The sequence below is a fragment of the Chitinophaga sp. genome, assembly GCF_039596155.1.
Lineage (GTDB): Bacteria > Bacteroidota > Bacteroidia > Chitinophagales > Chitinophagaceae > Chitinophaga.
This window is the reverse complement of the sequence record NZ_JBCNKF010000007.1, coordinates 13,392-33,740: the sequence shown is the minus strand read 5'-3', so window position 1 is coordinate 33,740 and position 20,349 is coordinate 13,392. Positions and strand designations below refer to the sequence as shown.

Annotated in this window: 21 protein-coding genes; 13 read left to right on the top strand and 8 right to left on the bottom strand. The window is 46.1% G+C overall.

The features are described from left to right. Positions 1–12 precede the first annotated feature (12 nt). Complete coding sequence (locus ABDW33_RS08740) at positions 13–666, top strand: phosphatidylserine decarboxylase family protein (protein ID WP_343689679.1); 654 nt, start codon at positions 13–15, stop codon at positions 664–666. 42 nt (positions 667–708) lie between these two features. Next, positions 709–933 carry a hypothetical protein gene (locus ABDW33_RS08735; RefSeq protein WP_343689678.1) on the top strand — a complete coding sequence of 75 codons (225 nt, stop codon included), beginning with the start codon at positions 709–711 and terminating at the stop codon, positions 931–933. A gap of 106 nt (positions 934–1,039) precedes the next feature. Here the strand turns inward: ABDW33_RS08735 and ABDW33_RS08730 are convergent, their stop codons facing one another. Continuing rightward, positions 1,040–1,738, bottom strand: coding sequence for a YjjG family noncanonical pyrimidine nucleotidase (locus ABDW33_RS08730; protein ID WP_343689677.1), 699 nt, complete (start codon positions 1,736–1,738; stop codon positions 1,040–1,042). Positions 1,739–1,797: 59 nt separating this feature from the next. Between ABDW33_RS08730 and ABDW33_RS08725 the strand changes: the two genes are divergently transcribed. The 3 genes from ABDW33_RS08725 (at position 1,798) to ABDW33_RS08715 (ending at position 5,378) form a co-directional block, all read left to right on the top strand. Then, positions 1,798–2,502 carry an SDR family oxidoreductase gene (locus ABDW33_RS08725; protein WP_343689676.1) on the top strand — a complete coding sequence of 235 codons (705 nt, stop codon included), beginning with the start codon at positions 1,798–1,800 and terminating at the stop codon, positions 2,500–2,502. A 110-nt stretch (positions 2,503–2,612) separates the two neighbouring features. Further along, positions 2,613–4,595, top strand: a complete 1,983-nt coding sequence (locus ABDW33_RS08720) for a BatD family protein (RefSeq protein ID WP_343689675.1) — start codon at positions 2,613–2,615, stop codon at positions 4,593–4,595. A gap of 18 nt (positions 4,596–4,613) precedes the next feature. Beyond that, positions 4,614–5,378: an SH3 domain-containing protein gene (locus ABDW33_RS08715; protein ID WP_343689674.1), complete on the top strand. Its 765-nt coding sequence runs from the start codon at positions 4,614–4,616 to the stop codon at positions 5,376–5,378. On the opposite strand, the gene ABDW33_RS08710 is transcribed toward ABDW33_RS08715, so the two are convergent. The 7 genes from ABDW33_RS08710 to ABDW33_RS08680 all read right to left on the bottom strand — a co-directional run bounded on the left by ABDW33_RS08710 (position 5,373) and on the right by ABDW33_RS08680 (position 11,243). Beyond that, a complete protein-coding gene (locus ABDW33_RS08710) occupies positions 5,373–6,128 on the bottom strand; it encodes a LytTR family DNA-binding domain-containing protein (protein WP_343689673.1) in 756 nt (251 codons plus the stop codon). The two genes, ABDW33_RS08715 and ABDW33_RS08710, sit on opposite strands and share 6 nt — an antisense overlap. A gap of 157 nt (positions 6,129–6,285) precedes the next feature. Next, complete coding sequence (locus ABDW33_RS08705; protein ID WP_343689672.1) at positions 6,286–7,077, bottom strand: histidine kinase; 792 nt, start codon at positions 7,075–7,077, stop codon at positions 6,286–6,288. Between the two features lie 252 nt (positions 7,078–7,329). Further along, on the bottom strand, positions 7,330–8,037 hold the full coding sequence (locus ABDW33_RS08700; protein WP_343689671.1) for a response regulator transcription factor: 708 nt from the start codon (positions 8,035–8,037) through the stop codon (positions 7,330–7,332). Positions 8,038–8,076: 39 nt separating this feature from the next. Further along, entirely contained in the window at positions 8,077–9,093 is a 1,017-nt protein-coding gene (locus ABDW33_RS08695) for an ATP-binding protein (RefSeq protein ID WP_343689670.1), read from the bottom strand. Further along, positions 9,074–9,580, bottom strand: a complete 507-nt coding sequence (locus tag ABDW33_RS08690; protein ID WP_343689669.1) for a gliding motility lipoprotein GldH — start codon at positions 9,578–9,580, stop codon at positions 9,074–9,076. Before ABDW33_RS08690 ends, ABDW33_RS08695 begins: the two co-directional genes overlap by 20 nt. Before the next feature lie 24 nt (positions 9,581–9,604). Next, on the bottom strand, positions 9,605–10,480 hold the full coding sequence (locus ABDW33_RS08685; protein ID WP_343689668.1) for a YicC/YloC family endoribonuclease: 876 nt from the start codon (positions 10,478–10,480) through the stop codon (positions 9,605–9,607). Positions 10,481–10,652: 172 nt separating this feature from the next. Beyond that, positions 10,653–11,243 (bottom strand): pseudouridine synthase, encoded by a 591-nt coding sequence (locus ABDW33_RS08680; RefSeq protein WP_343689667.1) that lies wholly within the window; start codon positions 11,241–11,243, stop codon positions 10,653–10,655. 102 nt (positions 11,244–11,345) lie between these two features. Here ABDW33_RS08680 and ABDW33_RS08675 point away from each other — a divergent pair, with 102 nt between their 5' ends. The 8 genes from ABDW33_RS08675 (at position 11,346) to ABDW33_RS08640 (ending at position 20,346) form a co-directional block, all read left to right on the top strand. Continuing rightward, positions 11,346–12,026, top strand: coding sequence for a Crp/Fnr family transcriptional regulator (locus ABDW33_RS08675; protein WP_233525546.1), 681 nt, complete (start codon positions 11,346–11,348; stop codon positions 12,024–12,026). Between the two features lie 112 nt (positions 12,027–12,138). After that, positions 12,139–14,538, top strand: a complete 2,400-nt coding sequence (locus ABDW33_RS08670; protein WP_343689666.1) for a heavy metal translocating P-type ATPase metal-binding domain-containing protein — start codon at positions 12,139–12,141, stop codon at positions 14,536–14,538. Between the two features lie 204 nt (positions 14,539–14,742). After that, positions 14,743–14,964, top strand: a complete 222-nt coding sequence (ccoS, locus tag ABDW33_RS08665; RefSeq protein WP_343689665.1) for a cbb3-type cytochrome oxidase assembly protein CcoS — start codon at positions 14,743–14,745, stop codon at positions 14,962–14,964. 63 nt (positions 14,965–15,027) lie between these two features. After that, the gene (gene ccoN, locus ABDW33_RS08660; RefSeq protein ID WP_343689664.1) at positions 15,028–17,136 is read left to right on the top strand and encodes a cytochrome-c oxidase, cbb3-type subunit I; all 2,109 of its coding nucleotides are present in this window, start codon (positions 15,028–15,030) and stop codon (positions 17,134–17,136) included. A gap of 11 nt (positions 17,137–17,147) precedes the next feature. Continuing rightward, a complete protein-coding gene (locus tag ABDW33_RS08655) occupies positions 17,148–17,312 on the top strand; it encodes a CcoQ/FixQ family Cbb3-type cytochrome c oxidase assembly chaperone (RefSeq protein ID WP_343689663.1) in 165 nt (54 codons plus the stop codon). Positions 17,313–17,325: 13 nt separating this feature from the next. Next, complete coding sequence (locus tag ABDW33_RS08650) at positions 17,326–18,441, top strand: cbb3-type cytochrome c oxidase N-terminal domain-containing protein (protein WP_343689662.1); 1,116 nt, start codon at positions 17,326–17,328, stop codon at positions 18,439–18,441. Between the two features lie 65 nt (positions 18,442–18,506). Continuing rightward, a complete protein-coding gene (gene ccoG / locus ABDW33_RS08645; RefSeq protein WP_343689661.1) occupies positions 18,507–19,889 on the top strand; it encodes a cytochrome c oxidase accessory protein CcoG in 1,383 nt (460 codons plus the stop codon). Between the two features lie 19 nt (positions 19,890–19,908). Then, entirely contained in the window at positions 19,909–20,346 is a 438-nt protein-coding gene (locus ABDW33_RS08640) for a FixH family protein (RefSeq protein ID WP_343689660.1), read from the top strand. Positions 20,347–20,349 lie beyond the last annotated feature (3 nt).

Sequence of the window (20,349 nt, the reverse complement as noted above, 5' to 3'; positions counted from 1 at the left end):
AACAATTACAGCATGAAGATTCATCGAGAAGGATTGGCCAGTATTCTGATCGCCTTTGTAGTACTTGCACTGATCAGCGGTGCAGTCATTTATTTCCTCCCCGGTATGCCCCTCGTAGGCAATATCGTAGCTGCCTTTTCCCTGGTTTTATTCCTGTTCATCGTTTCATTCTTCCGCATCCCTGCCAGAGAAATGAAACTGGGCGAAAACCTGGTAATGGCCCCCTGCGATGGTAAAGTGGTCGTAATCGAAGAAACTTACGAGCCTGAGTACTTCAAAGACAAGCGTCTGCAGGTATCCATCTTTATGAGCCCTGCAAATGTGCACGTGAACAGAAACCCAATCAGTGGAGAAGTTAAGCTGTCTCAATACCATTCAGGTAAGTACCTGGTTGCATGGCACCCTAAGTCTTCTACTGAAAACGAACGTCATACCGTAGTGATAGGCAATGGTAAGGCTGACATCCTGGTAAGGCAGATTGCCGGAGCGCTTGCACGGCGTATCGTTAACTATCTGAAACCTGGTATGCAGGTGAGCCAGAACGAAGAGCTGGGCTTTATCAAGTTCGGTTCACGTGTGGATCTGTATCTGCCTATAGGGACTAAAGTAGATGTGCAACTGGAGCAGGTAGTTCGTTCCGGTCAGACGGTAATTGCTACTTTGTAAATAGAAAAGGTTAACTTTAAAAGGTAACTAAATCATCCAGCTATGAAGAAGATGTTATTCGGTGCAATGACCTTACTTTTCCTGACAGGTACAGCAATGGCCCAGGACAAGCAAAAGCCAAAAGCCTGCTGTAAGAAAGATGCTACCGGAAAAAGTGCCTGCTGCAAGCAGCCGGGTAATACGGCCAGCCTGCGGACGAAGACGGCAAAGCCAACTACAGCTAATGTACAGGCTTCACAAGCAGCAAAACCTGCCAACAAGAAATAATTAAAAAGGATCCTGTGTCTTTCTTTTGATACAGGATCCTTTTATTAGGTACCAGATGGAAACGGTATCGTTTCTATAAAAAGATAAGCCCCTGGTTTTGTTTCGTTTATAAAATATTCTTCAACTCCTCCAATCCTTTGATCACATACGTCGGTTGTAAGGTTCCATTGACCGGCACGAGGTTATTGAAATATACCTGATCCATTCCCGCATTGTGTGCTCCCAGAATATCAATTTCCAACGCATCCCCAATCATAATACTACTGTCTGCAGTAGCGCCTGCCAGTTTGATCGCATAATCAAAGATCTCGCGGTATGGTTTGAGGCTACCTGCCACTTCCGATGTGATGACATGGGTAAAGAAGTGATCTATCTTTGAACTTTTCATCTTTACCAGCTGGGTTTCTTCAAACCCATTTGTGATCATGTGCATAGGATAGTTCTTTGCAGCCAGATACTCCAGTACTTCGATAGCATTTGGAAATAACACGGTTTTGTAAGGCAATATTTCCAGGAACTGTGTGCCCATTGCATGTGATAACTTATCGTCCCCAATCTTGAAATCCAGCAGGGTCATACTAAATCGCTTATACCTGAGATCATTGCGGGTAATAAATCCTTTACGGAAGCGGTCCCACAATTTATCGTTATGGGTCATGTAGGTGCGGTGAAATACCTCAAACGAGGGAACTCCTCTGCTGGCCAGCGTATGTGTGTGGTATAATTCTTCTAAGACCTGGTAGGCATTGGTTTCAAAATCCCATAATGTGTGGTCAAGGTCGAAAAATATATGCTTGTATTTCATGTATCGCAAAGATACGGAATCCACATTTTTTACTATTTTCCAGCTTCTAAACAAGATTTATGAACGCAGTAGTCACAGGTGCCAGTAAAGGTATAGGGAAAGCCATCGCCGAAAAACTGGCCATGGAAGGGTTTAATGTAGCCATCTGTTCCAGGGATGCAGCCAAACTGGAAGCTGCCGCAGCAGATATTAAAGCGAAAGCGCCAAAGGCGGAGGTATTGACATTCCCTGCTGATATGAGCAAAAAGGAAGAAGTACTGGCATTTGCCAACAAAATAAAAGAAACATTCCAGACTGTAGACATCCTGGTAAACAACGCGGGATTATACTTTCCCGGGGCCCTGCATGAGCAGGAAGACGGTCTGCTGGAATACCTGATGGCCGTAAATGTATTTAGCGCACATACCATCACCCGGCAATTATTACCCTCCATGATTGCACAACGTAAAGGACACATTTTTAACCTCTGCTCTACAGCCAGCTACCAGGCCTATCCCAATGGAGGGGCTTACAGCATTACAAAATTTGCCCTGCTGGGCTTCTCAAAGAACCTGCGTGAAGAGCTCAAAAATCACCATGTGAAAGTCACCGCACTCAGTCCCGGACCTACCCTCACAGCATCGTGGGATGGATGGGATGGGCCGGCAGACAGAATGATGGCACCTGCTGATGTGGCGAACCTGCTATGGGCTGCTTACACTCTCTCTGCTCAGGCTGTTGTGGAAGAAGTGATCATGCGCCCAATTTTGGGCGATATTAGCTAAATCCCTTACCAGCAAGCGTTTCAAGTCCTCATATTTATATTTTTTTTAACTAACTTTTAACTGCGACAGCCTCTGTAAGGGGTGCCGTTTGGTTAAATTTGTTATACATTATGAAGGTCATTACTGTTAGTATAAGGAGGTCGCTACTATCCCTATTGTTTTTGCTGGGCATAGTATCTAGTCTGCGAGCGCAGGAATTTAAGTTCACCACATCTGTCTCAAGCAATAGAGTGGCATTGGACGAACCATTCCAGATCCAGTTTATGCTGGAAAATGGCACGAATGTAACTCAGTTCACACCACCCAATTTCAACGATTTTGAATTATTGCAGGGCCCTAACCAGATGCAGGGTACGTCAATTGTCAATGGCAGGCGTTCTGATTATATCGCTTTGATTTACCTGATCAGGCCCAAACGGGTTGGTAACTTTACCATTCCGGCTGCCGCTGCCAGGGTGAATGGCGATATCGTAAAATCAAATCCTGTCACTATCGAGGTATTGAAAGGGAATAACAATGCAGCTGCCCAGCAGCCGCAACGGCAACAGGTGCCTGCTAATCCTTTTGCCGGCATGGGGCAGCATAACGCTCCCAATCGCCAGGCAGAAGATATGGAAGGAGTGCTGAAGAATGGTGAGGACATCAATGCCAAACTTAAAAAGAACATCTTCGTAAAGGTAGATGTTGACAAGACATCGCTCTACGAAGGAGAGCAGCTGACTGCGACCTACAAGCTATACACCCGCCTCCCTACTAATGCCAGTGTGACTAAAGTACCTGCCTTCAAAGGTTTTTCAGCTAAAGATATCGAACTGCCCAATCCACCACAGGCCAGCGAGGAAATGGTGAATGGTATACCATATAGGGTATTCGTAATCCGTAAAACCATGTTGTTCCCAATGCAATCCGGAACGCTGGAACTGGATCCTGTAGAGGTAGAAAACCATGTAAGACTGGTGAAACTCGTGAAGAATGGTAAACGCAGGGATCCCATGGCTGATATATTCAATGATCCTGCTTTCAAAGATGCGTTCAACGATCCTTTCTTTGATGATATCTTTAACCGTCCTGAAGTAGAATACCAGGATGTTCCCTACAAAATCCAGACAGCACCTGTTAAGGTAACGGTGAAACCGCTGCCGATCGATAGCCGCCCTGCGAGCTATAATGGAGCCGTGGGAAGATTTAACATGACTGCTACTGTGGACAAGAATAGCTTGTCTACAGACGATGCCCTGACCCTGAAAGTGACGATTTCCGGCCAGGGGAATGTGAACCTGTTGAATGCTCCTAAAGTTGACATCCCTGCCAGCTTTGATAAATATGACCCTAAAGTGTCTGACAATATTGAAAAGAACAGTAACCCACTATCTGGTAGCCGTACTTTTGAATATGTGTTGATGCCGGTAGAAGCGGGAGAGCAGACGATTCCACCTGTGGAATTCTCTTACTTTGATGCTGATTCTAAAACCTACAAAACTGTCAGCTCCAAGCCTTTTGCCATTCATGTAACGGCGGGCAAGCAAACCAAGCGTGAAAAAGAAGACTTCAGTATCAACAAAAACGCTATTACTAACAACAGCAACGGCGTACTGGATTGGGTTAAACACAATACCTACTTCATTACCTCTATCTGGTTCTACCTGCTCCTGCTCCTGCCGTTACTGGCACTGACTGGTGCATGGCTGTTCCGTCGCCGCCTGGAGTATCAACAGAATAATGCTGCATTCCTGAAACATCGCTATGCTAACAAGGTAGCACTCAAACGACTGGAACTCGCCGCCCGTTATCTGAAAGAGGGTAAAGACAAAGCATTTTATGAAGAGACATCCCGTGCTGTATGGGGTTATCTGAGTAACAAACTGCATGTACCGTTTGCAGACCTGAGTAAGCAACTGATCCAGGATAAACTGGCCCAGCAACAGGTGAGTGAACAATATACTGCTGAGCTGTTTGACCTGCTGGATAATTGTGAAATGGCTTTGTATACGCCCAACCACAATAATAGCAAGATGCAGGGAACATATCAACAGGCCGTACAGGTAATCAGCAAACTGGAAGATGAACTGACAAGGGCGAAAAGCGCCGTTTAAAATAAAATAGAAGTCAACGTGAAACACATCGTAACCACTATACTTTTATGCATACTGCTGAGCAGTACCCGCCTGCTGGCGGCAATGGCTCCCCAGCAGCAGGATTTTGAAAAAGCAAACACCCTTTTCAGACAAAAACAATATACAGAAGCTGCCAACCTCTATCAGCGACTGGTAGATGAAGGATTTGATCAGCCGGAACTATTGATCAATACAGGCAATGCCTGGTACAAAGCAAACCGTACCGGTCTGGCAGTGTATAGCTACGAAAAAGCCTTGCTTGTAGATCCTTTCAGTAAGGCAGCGCAGCATAATCTCAATATTGCTAATCAACGGGTGGAAGGATATGTCAATGAATTGCCTCAACTGTTTTTCCAGCAATGGTGGACGGCAATCAAATATATGCATGCTCCCAATGGCTGGGCGACAGGCACTATTATCTTTTTCTGGCTGGCAGTTGCAGGAGGTATCTTACTCCTGCTACGCCCCACTTTATTTCCGACGGTTGTAAAGAGTGCAACCGGGTTACTGGGTTTACTGTTTGCTTTTTACCTGTTCATGGCGATCACTACCTATGTCAATGCAACTACCCACGACAACGGCATCATCATGGGCAATGTGGTAAAGGTGAAATCCGCTCCGGATCAGAACAGTAAAGATCTGTTTGAACTACATGAAGGTGTAAAAGTGCAGATAACAGACGGTACCAGTGAGTTTTGCAAGATTGAATTGCCGGATGGCAAAACCGGATGGATGGCCTGTGGGGATATTAAAAAGCTATAGTCGCTCGATTCGCTCCATGAAGTCCTGTTTCCTATGCCTGGAAACAGGAATACAACTTCCATCATTCATAATGATCTCGCCACCATCGCCTTTCAGGTACCGGTCCATGTGATTCAGGTTCACTACATAGCTATGGTGTACCCTGAAGAACCCCTTGTTCTTCAGCATATTTTCCATTTCTTTTAGTGAGCGGTATACCGTGGCTGGTTCCGCTACGGATAGCAGGTGTACGCGGGTATTGATCCCATCGGCCACGCAATACAGGATGTCTTTTACGAGGATCATTCGTAAGCCTTCAGGGCTGGGCAGACCCAGTCTTTCTCCGGGATGGAGGTGCTGGTGCAGTAGTTCCATGGTATTGCTGTTGCGCGCCGGGGTCTTTTCGTTACGATGGGCCTGCCGGACCATCGCTTTATCCACAGCTTCCTGCAAATCTTCTTTCAGGATAGGCTTCAGCAAAAAATCGACAACATGGTTGCGGATAGCCTCCAGTGCATATACTTCGTGAGAGGTAGTAATGATGATGGCAATGTTTATATGACCGCAGGTTTTTATCACCTCAAAACCATTGAGGCCGGGCATTTCAACATCAAGGAAGAGCAGTTCCGGTTGATGTTTTTCTATGGCTTCAAGCGCTGAAAGTCCATCAGCACATACCGCAACGATATTAACAGAGGGGCAGTGCTTCTCCAGTAATAGTTTCAGTACACTTCTACTCAGCTTTTCGTCATCAACGATGATGGTTCGCATGATCGATTAATAATTCTTGTTCTATTTGTATTCCTTTACGCTCGGCTTAGGGCTAGGTAATGTGTGAATAGTTTAACGTATCGCAGACTGGCTATAATTCCATGTTGAAAATACAAAATCTGCTGACATCGGAGATATTTTAATCCCTGCGATCGTATTATCCCTCATATGCAGGCATCATACGGCTATTGACATGAAGCATAGAGATTCTGATCCGGTGACCGGCGGGATTTTCTTCTTCCTCAATCCGGGCCTGGATGTGATATTTTTCGTTGATGACCTGTAGTCTTTCTTCGGCAATGGTGATGCCTTTGGTCAGATAAGACTGTTGGTCCAGGTCAGCGGCCTCCTGTTGTACACCATTATCTTCAATACAAACGGCAATCTCATCGCCTTCGCGGTCAATGGTGATATGTAGCATGCCGCCTTTGCCCGGCCTTAACAGCAGACGGCGCCAGATCACATCCTGTACATATGGTTGTATGAGCAGGGGAGGGATAAAAGTTAGCTGTTGGGCAACGGCGGGCAGTACTTCTAACTGGTAGTCGAATTGTGGGCCGAACCGGAGTTGTTCCAGTTGCAGATAAAGCTCCAGCGCCTCCACATCTTCTTCAAGGTTCACCCATTCTTTGCTACAATTACGGATGATGAGCCGCATTAAGCGGGCAAAACGTGTAAGGTACAGGGATGCCAGATCCGTGCTGGTTGTAAGGATGTAGTGGTGTATGGCATTCAGGCTGTTAAAAATGAAATGGGGGTTCATCTGGGCCTGAAATGCATGCATTTCAAGGTGGATGAGCGCCTGCTGTCTCCTTATCTCTTTAGCCACATCCTTTTTCATCTTTTTCTCCCGGCTTCGGAACAAGATCAATACCAGGGTCAGGCTTATTAAAAAAAACAGCCAATATTGCCAGCCCGCTGCATTGAATAAATCAAAGCAAAAACTCACGCCTTATCGGTTTACTATTCCAAGGATACAATTAAATCTTAGTTCGGTACGAAATGCTACTTTTCTGACCAGTACTAACAATATCCGTCAAATATGCTTAAGCAGGAAGCAACACTTCTTACAAGGCAGTATTTATAATAAAAACGGTGTCATTTGACCGGTAAGTGGTAGGGGAAGCAGGGGTTATAAAATAAAAAATTGCGAAATACGAGAACCGCACTTCGCAATTAATAATATTGATCGGGTAGGGGGCTATTCTGTAAACTTATAGCCTACGCCTCTTACTGAATGGAAATACCTGGAATTCCGGCTGTCTTCTTCAAAGTACTTGCGGAAATTGAGGATAAAGTTGTCAATGGTGCGGGTAGTAGGATATACGTTATACCCCCATACTACCTGCAGAATTTTTTCTCTGGTTACAACTTCACCTTTATTCTCAATCAGGAGCTTTAGCAGCATGGTTTCTTTCTTGCTCAGCTCATAGTGTTTGCCATCTTTACCGATGCACTCCTGTGCGGCAAAATCGATCTGGTTATCGCCAAAACGGTAGACATTAGATACACTGTCTTTGTCCTGAATCTTCTTATTCTTTAAAATGAGTTTATCTACACGCAGCAGCAATTCTTCCAGGTTGAAAGGTTTGGTCATGTAGTCGTCGCCACCTTTCTTCAGGCCCAATACACGGTCCGCGCTGCTATTCTTGGCGCTGAGGAAGAGGATAGGCACTTCGTTGTTCTGGATGCGGATATTCTCGCAAACGGCGATACCATCCATCTCCGGCAACATGATATCCAGTATAATGAGGTCGAAATATTCGTTCTTTACTGCTTTTAAAGCAGCGGTTCCATTATCTACAGCCGTTACTTCATAGCCTTCCAGCTCCAGATTCAGCTTGAGGGCTTCCTGAAGGTTTTCTTCGTCTTCTACCAGTAGTATGGATGCTTTTGTAGCTTCCTTCATAGTTTAAATTTCGATAGCTTAAATTACTGATAATGTAATTTACGCCGTTTGTACGGAATATACCGGCCATGTGATTTCAAAACATGCTCCTGTAGGTACATTATCTTTCACGATGATGGTGCCTCCATGCTGCTGTACGATCCTTCTGGTAAGGAAGAGGCCCAACCCGGAGCCTTTGGCTTTTCGGGTATTTTCGTTGCCAATGCGGTAAAATTTGAGGAAGATCCTTTCCCGTTCATCGACCGGGATACCCGGCCCTTCGTCTTTTACAATCAATCTTAGCTGTCCGGCGTTTTCCTCTAACCGTACGTCTATAACCGTATTTCTCGGTGCATATTTAGCCGCATTCTCCACGAGGTTATTCAGCGCGATCTGCAACATGAACTTATCACCATTCAGCCATACATCAGGCAAAATATGTGCCTGTATGGCGTGTGTGGCGATTCTGCCCTTGATTTCCTTTACGCCGGTGGTCAACAGTTCGGAGAAGTTGAGGTCTTCGCGGAATAGTTTATAGCGGTCTGACTCCATTTGGGATGCCAGTAATATGTTATTACAGAGCTGGTCAAGCCGGTTGGTTTCGCGAATAGTATTGTCGAGTAGTTTTAGCCGCTTTTCCTCATCCAGTCTATGTTTACGAAGTGTTTCAAGATTGAGTTTGGCGGCGGCGATAGGGGATTTTAGTTCGTGTGTTACAGCCATCATAAAGTTCTGCTGCTGCTGTGAGAGCTTCATTTGCTTGTAGATGGAGCGGTAAACAAAGAAACCACCCATTAAAATGATCGCCAGGAAAATAATCCCCTCTCCGATAAACATGACAGTACGGCGGTATTCAGTCGTTTGGATGCGTGCCAGTTCCTGTTGATATTCTACCGGATGCGCAACACTGTCAGTTCTTAACACGAGGTTCTGGATTTCAAAGCGGGAGATCTGTTCACTTTGCATAAACAGGAGTACGCCCCACCATACGAGTGCCAGGATTGTGTATGCAAGTACAAACAGATAGATGACGGAAATGGCTTTCCCGTCCTGTAATTTATTGAGTAGCTTTTTCATTGGTCCGTAAACCGGCTTTCTCCACCCGTAAGCCAACATTCATGATATCCGGAAGCGGATTTTGCCGCATGTTTTGTTCAAAAGTAAACCTGTAAGTACCTGGTTTGTTCAAAATTGCATGTTGCTGAATGGGGATCTGGTGTTCATAAATGTCGTCCAGTCCACTACCCAGCCATTTGCCAGTCATGTCAGCCAGGGGTAATTCCACCCTTTGGGAGACCGGTTGTTCGCCCGGGAACTGCGTATTGATCAGCAGGTAAATATTACTATAGGGGTATGCATCCTTGTGGCGGATATTCACAGAGATGTTATACAGATAGGCGGTATCTGCCGGTTGCAGGGTGACCTCAAATGCTGGCTTATAGTTGTAGGCCCATTCATGCCCCGGTATCTCCAGGTTCTTTTCATAGGTGTCCATCTTCATGGGCTCGCAGGAAGCTGCTACCAGCAGCACTCCTACAGCCATCATCCGGAAGAATTTATTCATATACTATTGCGATACGGTTTTTTATTACAGCACATTCAGCACCTGCTCTTTCGCTTTTTCCAGCTCATCTTTCATGAGCACAACCCATTGCTGGATGTTGGCATCATTTGCTTTGGAGCCGGTCGTATTGATTTCACGGCCTACTTCCTGTAACACGAATCCCAGTTTTTTGCCTTTGGAAGGTTCCGCTTCTTTCAGGATCTCTTTGAAGTAGCGGCAGTGGTTTTCCAGTCTTACCAGTTCTTCAGAGATGTCCAGTTTTTCTAAATAAAATATCAATTCCTGTTCCAGGCGATTCTCGTCAATATTCTCTTTACCTACGTATTCTGCCAGCAGCGACTCAAGTCTGGTTCTTACCCTGTCTTTACGTTGGGGGTCCAGTTCTCTTACCCTGATCGTATAATTTTCAATGTTCTCAATACGGGTGAGTAAGTCCGCAGCCAGCACCTGGCCTTCATCAAGGCGATGTGCATCGAGGTCTGAGATAGCCTGTTGCAGCGCCTTCTCCACTTCCTGCCACTCTTCTTCTGAGATTTGCTCATTAGCAGGGCTGACCACTTCGGGGAGTTTCATGAGCACATTGAGCATATCTTCTTTAGGCAGATTCAGTTCATCAGCAAGGGTAGTGATAGACTGATGGTAGAACTTTGCCAGATCTGTATTAATGACCACCGGACGGTTTGCTCCGTTCTGCCTGATATTAACACTGGCATCCAGCGTGCCGCGTACTAATGTTTGCTGCAGCTGATTGCGTATATCAAACTCGTAGGGCTTTAACAACGGGGAAATTTTCAGGTTGACTTCAAACTGTTTTCCATTCAGTGATTTAATTTCTACCACTATTGTTGTCTCTCCCCGGGTTATTTCAGCCCGTCCGAAGCCGGTCATTGATTTCAGCATATTAGAGATTTGTAAGCAACAAACCTACCTAAATTAGCCCAAAGCACAAAGAATCGTTCAAGATGACAGTGTTACGATGAAATGTAAACAGGGCACCGTACGGTCAATAAGCTTCGCGTAAAGGCCTACGGGCAGGGGATTTCCTGACAATAAAGCAGCACAACCTTCGGGATCAGGCTTTAAAAAGCAAGTCGTAGAGCTCCTGTTTACTGTATTCTTTGAGATCGCCCGGCTGTAAGCCCGCTATGGTGGCCTTGCCTATCCGGTAACGTATAAGTCTCAACGTGGGAAAGCCTACTGCCGCCGTCATTTTCCTTACCTGTCGGTTCTTCCCTTCTTTGAGAGACAATTTTATCCAGGGTGCCGGAATACTCTTGCGGAAACGAATAGGAGGATTTCGGTCAGGCACCGCCGGCTCTTCCTGAAAAAGGGTGGCTTTACAGGGACGTGTTTTATACATTTTACCATCAATATTGATGGATACTCCCTGGCTCAGCTGTTGGATGGCAGTATCAGTAACAGCCCCGTCCACCTGTACCCAGTATTCCCTTTCATGTGCAAATTTTGGATCAAGCAGCCGGTGATTGAGGGCCTTATCGTTGGTCAGGATCAGGAGCCCTTCACTGTCGTAATCCAAACGTCCCACCGGGTAAACATCCGAAGGAACTTTAAAAAAGTCTCCCAGGCTCGCTTTACCTTCTTCTTTTCCGAAACGGGTAAGTACCTGGAATGGTTTATATATTATATAATAACTAAATGCCATAAGGAGTGTTCACAGATGCGATTTTTTGCAGGTTTTAATCTACTAAATTAGTAATTTTGGGGATCGAATACTATGTGTACGCCTTTCCATAATGCCTCGTGTATGAACTGTCAGGATCGCTTTGGATCAATTTTATTCAAAGCGGAAAAGTGCAATCTGGAAGAGATAGACGCCGCCAAGGTCTGCTCCACCTATAAAAAAGGAGAAGTAGTATTCCAGGAAGGCACCTATCCCTTCGGCATTTACTGCGTAAATACCGGCAAAATTAAGCTCTCTCATTCAGGAGATGATGGCCGCGAACAGATCGTCAGGCTGGCTAAGCCAGGTGACATCATCGGCTATAAGGCATTACTATCCGCGGAGAGGTACACAGCTTCTGCAATTGCACTCGACGACTCATCTGTCTGCTTTATTCCCAAGGACCTTTTTATGAGCATCCTGCAAAAAGATGCCAACCTCTCTTTTGAGATGATGCGTATCATTGCCAGCGAATTGCGTAAAGCCGAAACCAAGATAACCCACCTGGCACAGAAACCTGTGCGGGAGAGACTTGCGGAAACCCTTCTCTTCATCAAGGAAACTTATGGCGTAGAGCAGGATGGCACTACCCTGAACGTAAGGCTGAGTCGCGAAGAGATTGCCAACCTGGTAGGTACCGCTACAGAATCGGCCATCCGCCTGCTTTCTGAATTCAAAAAGGATGGTCTGATTGAACTTCAAGGCAAGAAGATCCGCCTGCTTAACCAGGAAGAGATTACCCGAACCGCCAACCTGCAGGACTAATTATCACCGTCCTGTCATTTCCTTTAGTTCCTGATTGTTGTCACCCCGGTTCTTGACTCCTGTCATTTTTCCCCCTTTCCTTTGCCGGTATTTTTGCACCAAATCCTTTATCATGGCTACATTTACCGCCGTCCCTGGTGTTGAGGTGGAGTGCGAACATTGTGGAGAGGCCTGTGCTGACACGACCATCGTTCTTGGGGATAAGATCTTTTGTTGTCAGGGATGTAAACTGGTGTACGAACTGCTCAATGAGAATGACCTCTGTGAATACTATAATTTAAATAATAAACCCGGACTTGCTCAGAGGATACCTGTGAGGAAGGATAAATTTGCCTTTCTGGAAGATAGTAAGATCCAGCAGCAACTGCTTCAGTACCGGGATGACGAACATACACATATCACTTTTTACATTCCACATATTCATTGCAGCTCCTGCCTCTGGTTGCTGGAGAACCTGCATAAACTGGACAAGGGAGTTGAAAGCGTGACTGTGACATTTACCCGGAAAGAGGCACGCATTGTATACCGCCAGTCAGAGACCACCCTACGCCGTATTGCTGAAATACTGACCAGCATCGGCTATGAGCCCTATATCAGTCTGCAGGACATGCAGAAAAAGAAACCCCGCATGCAGCGGGATCTGATCTATCGACTGGGAGTGGCCGGCTTCTGCTTTGGCAATATTATGTTGCTCAGCTTCCCTGAATACTTTGGTAACTATGGTTATTCCGATGCGAAAATGAATGTGATGTTTAGGATACTGAATGTGAGTCTTTCACTCCCGGTATTCTTCTACAGCGCACAGGTATTTTTCAAATCAGCATGGAGCGGTATCAAGACTGGCTTTCTGAACATTGATGCACCGATTGTACTGGCCATTGTAGTGACCTTTGTACGTAGTCTGGTCGATGTGATATCGGGGACCGGATCTGGTTATTTCGATTCTATGACCGGTATTGTATTTTTCATGCTGATCGGCAGAATTCTGCAGGACAAGACTTACCAGGGGTTATCATTTGACAGAGATTATACATCATATTTCCCGTTAGCCATTACAATTATAAAAGATGGAAAGGAAGTGCCTACTGCACTTCCTGACATCAAAGTGAACGACACCTTACTCATTCATGACAACGAACTAATACCTGCAGATGGTATCCTGGTAAAAGGTACCGCTCTCGTTGACTATAGTTTTGTAACCGGCGAATCGGTGCCGGTGAGCAAATCAATAGGCGAGATTGTATATGCGGGAGGCAAGCAGTTAGAAGGGAACATTGAAATTCTTACGATTAAGGAAGTAGCACAAAGCTACCTGACCAGTCTCTGGAACCGGGATGAATTGAAACAGAAAGCGACCAGACAGGAATCATTTATTCACCTGGTGGCGCGTAACTTTACCTGGATCCTGCTGGCGATAGCAGCATTGTCCGCTCTTTACTGGTGGAAATCCGATCCCACCAGGATCTGGCCGGCAGCCACGTCAATCCTGATTGTAGCTTGCCCCTGTACATTATTATTAGCAGCATCTTTTACTAATGGTCATATTCTTCGTATCCTGAGCAGACATAAATTATATCTGCGCAATGCGGGCGCGATTGAAAGAATGGCTGGTATTACAGACATTGTATTTGATAAAACCGGTACCCTGACAGGAAACAAGGATATTCCTGTCACTTGGCATGGTCCAACGCTTTCCAGGGCGCAGATCATGAGTATTGCCGCTGTAGCAGCCCAGTCTACCCACCCGCTGAGTAAACTGATCAGTGCCTTTTATCATAGCATACCCCGGGTACCTGTGAGCGGGTTTAAAACCACCACTGGTATGGGCGTAAGTGGATATATTCAGGATGATGAGGTGCTATTGGGTAACGCTTCCTTTACCGGTACAAGAACACCTGCAGTTCACAATGATGGTAGCATTGTATATGTGGCAATTAACGAGGAACCATTGGGCTATTTTCTGATCGGGAATCAGTATCGTGAGGGCATAGGAGCCCTGTTGCAAAGCCTGCGAACAAAAGGCTACCGCCTTTCTCTGCTCTCGGGGGATAATGACCGGGAAGCGGGCTATCTGAAATCATTGATGGGAGCGGATGCTACGCTCCGTTTTACACAACAACCGCAAGACAAATTAAACTACATACTGGATTTGCAAACAAAGGGCAGACGTGTGCTGATGATAGGTGATGGGCTCAACGATGCCGGTGCACTGAAACAGAGTGATGTAGGTATTTCATTAACCGAAGACAGCAACAACTTTACACCCGCCAGTGACGGGATTTTAGAGGCGGGACAACTGACCAGATTGCCGAAGTTTATCAGGATCTGTATAGCGAACAAACGGATCATTGTCATTAGCTTCGTCATATCTCTGATCTATAACGTGATCGGATTGTCCTTTGCAGTGCAGGGTATCTTATCGCCGCTCACCGCCGCTATACTGATGCCAGCCAACTCTATCAGTATGATATTACTCTCATATGGCCTGAGCGAATGGGCCGACAGACGCTAAAAACAAGCCATTACCTGAGTCAAAAAACCTGCTTTTGCCCCTTTGGGGAAAAGGCAGGTTTTGAAGGTTCTCCTAATCACTTTATTAAAGCAGGATGCTGCTCAAGGAATGCGCTGATATAAATCAGTGCATTCCTTGAGCAGCATCATCGTCCCCGCAAGTGTAGTAGGCTAGCTTTGTTCATGGAAATTAAAACAACTCACCATGAGCGTGATCATTTTATTACTAGGAGCCAGTCTACTGGTGGCGATATGTTTCCTGGCGGCCTTTATCTGGTCGGTAAGAAGCGGACAGTTTGAAGATCATTTCTCGCCGGCCCATCGAATTCTATTTGAGCACAAGCCAACCGAACGCGCCAGCGGATCTACACCAACAGCACCTTGTAACAACAACACTGCCACTCCACAGAATTGTAAGCAGCAATAAGTAATCAGCAACAGGAAGTTTTAGTATTTCTACGATCAACTCGTCATCCGTAATCGCACAGATATGTCTCTTGAAAAATTTGCGTACGACAACCGTACCGTGAAATGGTTTGCATATGCCAGTATTGGCTGGGGGCTTATTGGTATGCTGGCAGGCCTTTGGGCTGCGCTGGCGCTGGTACTCCCGGGCATCAACCTGGACTTTGCACCTACAACCTTTGGCCGTATCCGGCCCGTTCACACCAATGCTGTCATCTTCGCTTTCGTAGGTAACGGTATTTTCATGGGTGTGTACTATTCACTACAACGCTTATGTAAGGCGCGCATGTACAGCGACCTGCTGAGCAAAATTCACTTCTGGGGCTGGCAGGCGATCATAGCCTGTGGTGCTCTTTCCCTGTTCATGGGTTTTACTACCGGTAAGGAATATGCCGAGCTGGAATGGCCGCTGGATATTGCGATCACGCTCATCTGGGTCGTATTTGGTGCTAACATGCTAGGTACTATTCTGAAAAGGAGAGAAGCTCACCTGTATGTAGCCATATGGTTTTACATCGGTACATGGGTAGCTATTGCCATGCTGCACATCATCAACTCTTTCGAGTTGCCGCTGAGCTTCATGAAAAGTTATTCCTGGTATGCGGGTGTACAGGATGCACTGGTACAATGGTGGTATGGTCACAACGCGGTGGCTTTCTTCCTGACGACTCCTTACCTGGGTCTCATGTACTACTTTGTTCCCAAAGCGGCGAACAGACCTGTATATTCCTATCGCTGGTCTATTATCCACTTCTGGGCACTGATCTTTATTTACATCTGGGCTGGTCCTCACCACCTGTTATATACAGCTCTTCCTGAATGGGCACAGTCGCTGGGTACTGTATTCTCCATCATGCTGATCGCTCCATCATGGGGTGGTATGCTGAATGGTCTGCTCACCTTGCGTGGAGCATGGGATAGGGTAAGAGAAGATGCAATACTGAAGTTCTTTGTAGTAGCGCTGACCTGTTATGGTATGGCGACTTTCGAAGGTCCGATGCTTTCTCTGAAAAACGTAAACGCTATCAGCCATTATACAGACTGGACTATTGCTCACGTACACGTAGGTGCGCTGGGTTGGAATGGCTTCCTGACCTTCGGTATTCTGTACTGGATGTTGCCACGTATTTTCAACACGGAACTGTATAACCGCAAATGGGCAAATACTCACTTCTGGCTGGGAACCCTGGGTATCATCTTCTATGTAATTCCAATGTACTGGGCAGCTTTCACGCAGAGCATGATGTGGAAAGAATTTACTGCAGAAGGACAGCTGAAATACCAGTTCCTTGAAACGGTTCACACGGTAGTGCCCATGTATGCATTGCGTGCAGTAGGCGGTGTGTTCTACATTTCCGGTGTGGTACTGATGATCGTGAACCTGGCGAAAACAATCAGCCGTGGTACGTTTGTAGCTGACGAGGCAGCAGAAGCACCGGCACTGCCAAAAGTAATCGAGGTACATGGTAAGGCACACTGGCACAACTGGATCGAGCGTCGTCCTATCCAACTGGCGGTATTCAGTCTGATAGTAGTAGCGATAGGTGGCTTGCTGGAACTGGTACCGACTTTCCTGGTAAGAAGCAACATTCCGACAATTACCTCTGTAAAACCCTATACACCGCTGGAGCTGCATGGTCGTGACATCTACATCCGTGAAGGTTGTTATACCTGTCACTCACAGATGATCCGTCCATTCCGTGATGAGGTAGCCCGTTACGGAGAGTATTCAAAAGCAGGTGAGTTCGTATATGATCACCCATTCCAGTGGGGTTCAAAACGTACGGGACCGGATCTGGCCAGAATAGGCGGTAAGTATCCTGACTCATGGCATTACAATCACATGCTGGATCCAACCTCTATGTCACCTGGTTCAATTATGCCAAGATACCCATGGTTATTTGAAGACAGATTGGATAAGACAAAGACACCAGCAATGATCACTGTGATGCGCAAACTCGGTGTGCCGTATGCGCCAGGATATGAAAATCAGGCAAACGCAGATCTGGAGAAGCAGGCAAGTGAAATTGCCGGCTCATTGGAAAAAGAAAAACTGCATGTTGGTAAAGATCGTGAAATCGTAGCGCTGATTGCTTACCTGCAAAGAATGGGTAAGGATATCAAAACGAAATAAACTGATTTATCATGAAGTTCATAAACTATCTGCAATCCATCACCGGTGTAAGCATTTACCCGATGATATCACTGGTTCTCTTCTCGCTGTTCTTTGTAGCAGCAGCCATCTGGGCCTTCAAAGCGCCCAAAGGAATGGTGGACCACATCAGTAATATCCCATTAGACGAAAGCTGAAACCTGACCAACAATGAAGAAAAGACTTTTTAATACAACACTGTTGTTCTCACTGCTGGCCAGCTTACCTGCGGCTGCGGAAGAATACACCTCCTACAAGCCAGATGGCCCATCAGAACTGGGTCACCCTGTAGCTATCGTACTCCTCACCGTGATCGTAGGCTTGTTTATCGCTATCGTAATATTGGGTAGTGCTGTAATCGGAGCCATCGATATCTATAAAGAAAGACTTAAAAACAGTAAAGCCCTGCTGATTGGAGGTTTGCTGGTAGGCTGTCTCTTTTCCGCATCTGGTGCTATGGCACAGGACGCGGTCACATCCACAGCAGCAACAAACACGATCAGCGGTCTGTCCAAATCTTCCTTTTACCTGCTGATTTCTGTAATCGGCCTTGAATTGCTCGTAATTATTGCGCTGTTGTACGCGCTCCGTATCCTGGTAGGTATCAAGAGCAGGCGCAAAGTAAAAGCAGAGAAAGCTGCCATTGCAGCAGCTGAAGCGGGCATAGAAGTGAAACCTCGTATTCACTGGCTGGAGAAGCTGAATGCGACCAGGACACTGGATGCTGATTCAGAAGCTGAAGAAGACATGGGTCATGACTATGATGGTATTCATGAGTTGAATAATCCTACACCTCCGTGGTGGAGATATGGTTTCTACATCAGTATTGTTTTCGCAGTAGTATATCTCTGGCGATTCCAGGTTGCTCACTCAGCACCTTCACAGATAGAAGAGCTGGCCATGGCTAATGCGAAAGCGGATGAAGCAAAAGCTGCCTATCTGAAAAATGCGGCGAACAATGTGGATGAGAATACAGTAAAACAGCTGACCGATCCTGCGGATCTCGCTGCAGCACAAAAGCTTTTCGCGAGTAACTGTGCTCCATGTCATGGTCCTCAGGGCCAGGGAGTGGTAGGGCCCAACCTCACGGATGACTACTGGTTACACGGTGGAAGCATCAATAAAGTGTTCACTACCATCAAGTATGGTGTACCAGAAAAAGGGATGAAGTCATGGAAAGATGATTTCTCTCCGGTACAGCTGGCACAGCTGGCAAGCTATATCAAAAGCATCCATGGCTCTAATCCTCCTAATCCAAAGGAGCCACAGGGTAATCTGGAAAAATAACCTTTTACGGGCCGGACTGACCGGTAAACGGAAACCAGTTCCGGCCCAATTTTAAAGTGTCTACAATGGATACAACGTTTCGAGACAGTTTGGCGACTGTGAATAAACAAGGGAAACGCAATTGGATCTATGCACAGAGACCTAAGGGTAAACTTTATAATGCGAGAAGTATTCTTAGTTATCTCTATTTCATAGCGTTTTTTGCCGGACCGTTTATTAAAGTAAACGGCCGGCCCCTTTTTCTGATTAACGTAGTTGAAGGTCGTTTTATCCTCTTCGGCGCTATTTTCTGGCCCCAGGATTTCTTCATCTTTGGGTTGTCAATGGTTGCCTTTATTCTCTTCATAGTTATCTTCACGATGGCCTTTGGCCGCCTCTTTTGCGGCTGGGCATGCCCCCAGACCATCTTTATGGAGATGCTTTTCCGGAAGATAGAGTACTGGGTAGAAGGCGATGCCGCTGCACAACGGATACTGAATCAAGCCCCCTGGACTACAGACAAGATTTTCAAAAAGACCAGCAAACACGTGTTCTTTTATTTGCTTTCATTCCTGATAGCTAACACCTTTCTAGCTTACATTATTGGAATAGATAACCTTTCGCGCATTATTACGGGACCTGTAACTGAACATATTGGCGGTCTTACTGCCATGCTCACATTTTCAGGCATTTTTTATGGCGTCTTTGCTTTTTTCAGGGAGCAGGTTTGTACGATAGTTTGTCCTTATGGCCGTCTACAAGGCGCATTGCTTGACAAAAACTCCGTGATTGTGGCTTACGATTACTCCAGAGGAGAACCAAGAAGCCATTTCAAAAAACAACAGGATGCAAACTTCGGGGATTGTATAGACTGTGCGCAATGTGTGAAGGTATGCCCCACAGGTATTGACATCCGTAATGGTACCCAGCTGGAATGTGTAGGTTGTACCGCCTGTATTGATGCATGTAACTTCATGATGTCAAAGGTAAACAGACCGCTGAACCTGATCCGTTACGCATCAGAAGACGGTATTGCCAGCAAACAACCGCTGACGATCACGGCCCGTATGAAGGTGTACAGCACTATCCTGGTACTGATTCTCGCTGCCATCACTTTTATGCTGGCTAGCAGACAGCCGGTAGGTGGCGACATCATTCGTACTCCGGGAATGTTGTACCAGGAGAGGGGAGAGGACAGCGTATCCAATCTGTACAGTATAAAACTGATCAATAAAACGACCGCCGATATTCCGCTGACATTAAAACTGGAGGGTATTGAAGGTCGTATACAGTCAATTGGAGCTCCTGTGATCAGGGTAAGAGCGGAAGCGCAGGGAGAAGGCACCTTCTTTATCGTATTGCCAAAGCGAGCAATCGACAAAAGGAAAACCGTACTGCATGTAGCATTATATGCGGGCGACAAGAAAACTGGTTCCATCAAAACTACTTTCCTGGGACCGATCCAATAACTTAAATAAACTAATCATCATGAACTGGGGACATAGCATCATCGTAGTATTCGTTCTTTTTGCCGCCGGTATACTCACATTGGTTACCAAGAGTATGCATGCACATGTGGAGATGGTGAATAATGATTATTATGCGGAAGAGCTGAAATACCAACAGGTGATAGATGGACGTAAAGAGGCAGCATTGCTTTCAGCACCGGTGAGGATCGATCAGGCCGGCGATCAGATAGCGATCACCTTCCCTCCTGAAATGCAGGGGACCCCGCTGAGTGGTAAGATATATTTCTACAAGGCAGCAGATTCCCGTCAGGATGTCACTGTTCCGCTTCGCTCCGGTGTAGAGGGTACAGTCAGCATCAGCAAACAGAAACTGAGCAAGGGTCAATACCAGGTTCAGATGGAATGGGATGCTAATGGGAAACACTATTTCCAGGAAGAGAATATATCGGTGAACTAATTT

Bases quoted from the DNA above. Each gene is read 5' to 3' on its own strand.
- ABDW33_RS08740 (WP_343689679.1), top strand. From the start codon at position 13: ATGAAGATTCATCGAGAAGGATTGGCCAGTATTCTGATCGCCTTTGTA.
- ABDW33_RS08735 (WP_343689678.1), top strand. From the start codon at position 709: ATGAAGAAGATGTTATTCGGTGCAATGACCTTACTTTTCCTGACAGGT.
- ABDW33_RS08730 (WP_343689677.1), bottom strand. From the start codon at position 1,738: ATGAAATACAAGCATATATTTTTCGACCTTGACCACACATTATGGGAT.
- ABDW33_RS08725 (WP_343689676.1), top strand. From the start codon at position 1,798: ATGAACGCAGTAGTCACAGGTGCCAGTAAAGGTATAGGGAAAGCCATC.
- ABDW33_RS08720 (WP_343689675.1), top strand. From the start codon at position 2,613: ATGAAGGTCATTACTGTTAGTATAAGGAGGTCGCTACTATCCCTATTG.
- ABDW33_RS08710 (WP_343689673.1), bottom strand. From the start codon at position 6,128: ATGCGAACCATCATCGTTGATGACGAAAAGCTGAGTAGAAGTGTACTG.
- ABDW33_RS08700 (WP_343689671.1), bottom strand. From the start codon at position 8,037: ATGAAGGAAGCTACAAAAGCATCCATACTACTGGTAGAAGACGAAGAA.
- ABDW33_RS08695 (WP_343689670.1), bottom strand. From the start codon at position 9,093: ATGAAAAAGCTACTCAATAAATTACAGGACGGGAAAGCCATTTCCGTC.
- ABDW33_RS08690 (WP_343689669.1), bottom strand. From the start codon at position 9,580: ATGAATAAATTCTTCCGGATGATGGCTGTAGGAGTGCTGCTGGTAGCA.
- ABDW33_RS08685 (WP_343689668.1), bottom strand. From the start codon at position 10,480: ATGCTGAAATCAATGACCGGCTTCGGACGGGCTGAAATAACCCGGGGA.
- ABDW33_RS08680 (WP_343689667.1), bottom strand. From the start codon at position 11,243: ATGGCATTTAGTTATTATATAATATATAAACCATTCCAGGTACTTACC.
- ABDW33_RS08675 (WP_233525546.1), top strand. From the start codon at position 11,346: ATGAACTGTCAGGATCGCTTTGGATCAATTTTATTCAAAGCGGAAAAG.
- ABDW33_RS08670 (WP_343689666.1), top strand. From the start codon at position 12,139: ATGGCTACATTTACCGCCGTCCCTGGTGTTGAGGTGGAGTGCGAACAT.
- ccoS (WP_343689665.1), top strand. From the start codon at position 14,743: ATGAGCGTGATCATTTTATTACTAGGAGCCAGTCTACTGGTGGCGATA.
- ccoN (WP_343689664.1), top strand. From the start codon at position 15,028: ATGTCTCTTGAAAAATTTGCGTACGACAACCGTACCGTGAAATGGTTT.
- ABDW33_RS08655 (WP_343689663.1), top strand. From the start codon at position 17,148: ATGAAGTTCATAAACTATCTGCAATCCATCACCGGTGTAAGCATTTAC.
- ABDW33_RS08650 (WP_343689662.1), top strand. From the start codon at position 17,326: ATGAAGAAAAGACTTTTTAATACAACACTGTTGTTCTCACTGCTGGCC.
- ccoG (WP_343689661.1), top strand. From the start codon at position 18,507: ATGGATACAACGTTTCGAGACAGTTTGGCGACTGTGAATAAACAAGGG.
- ABDW33_RS08640 (WP_343689660.1), top strand. From the start codon at position 19,909: ATGAACTGGGGACATAGCATCATCGTAGTATTCGTTCTTTTTGCCGCC.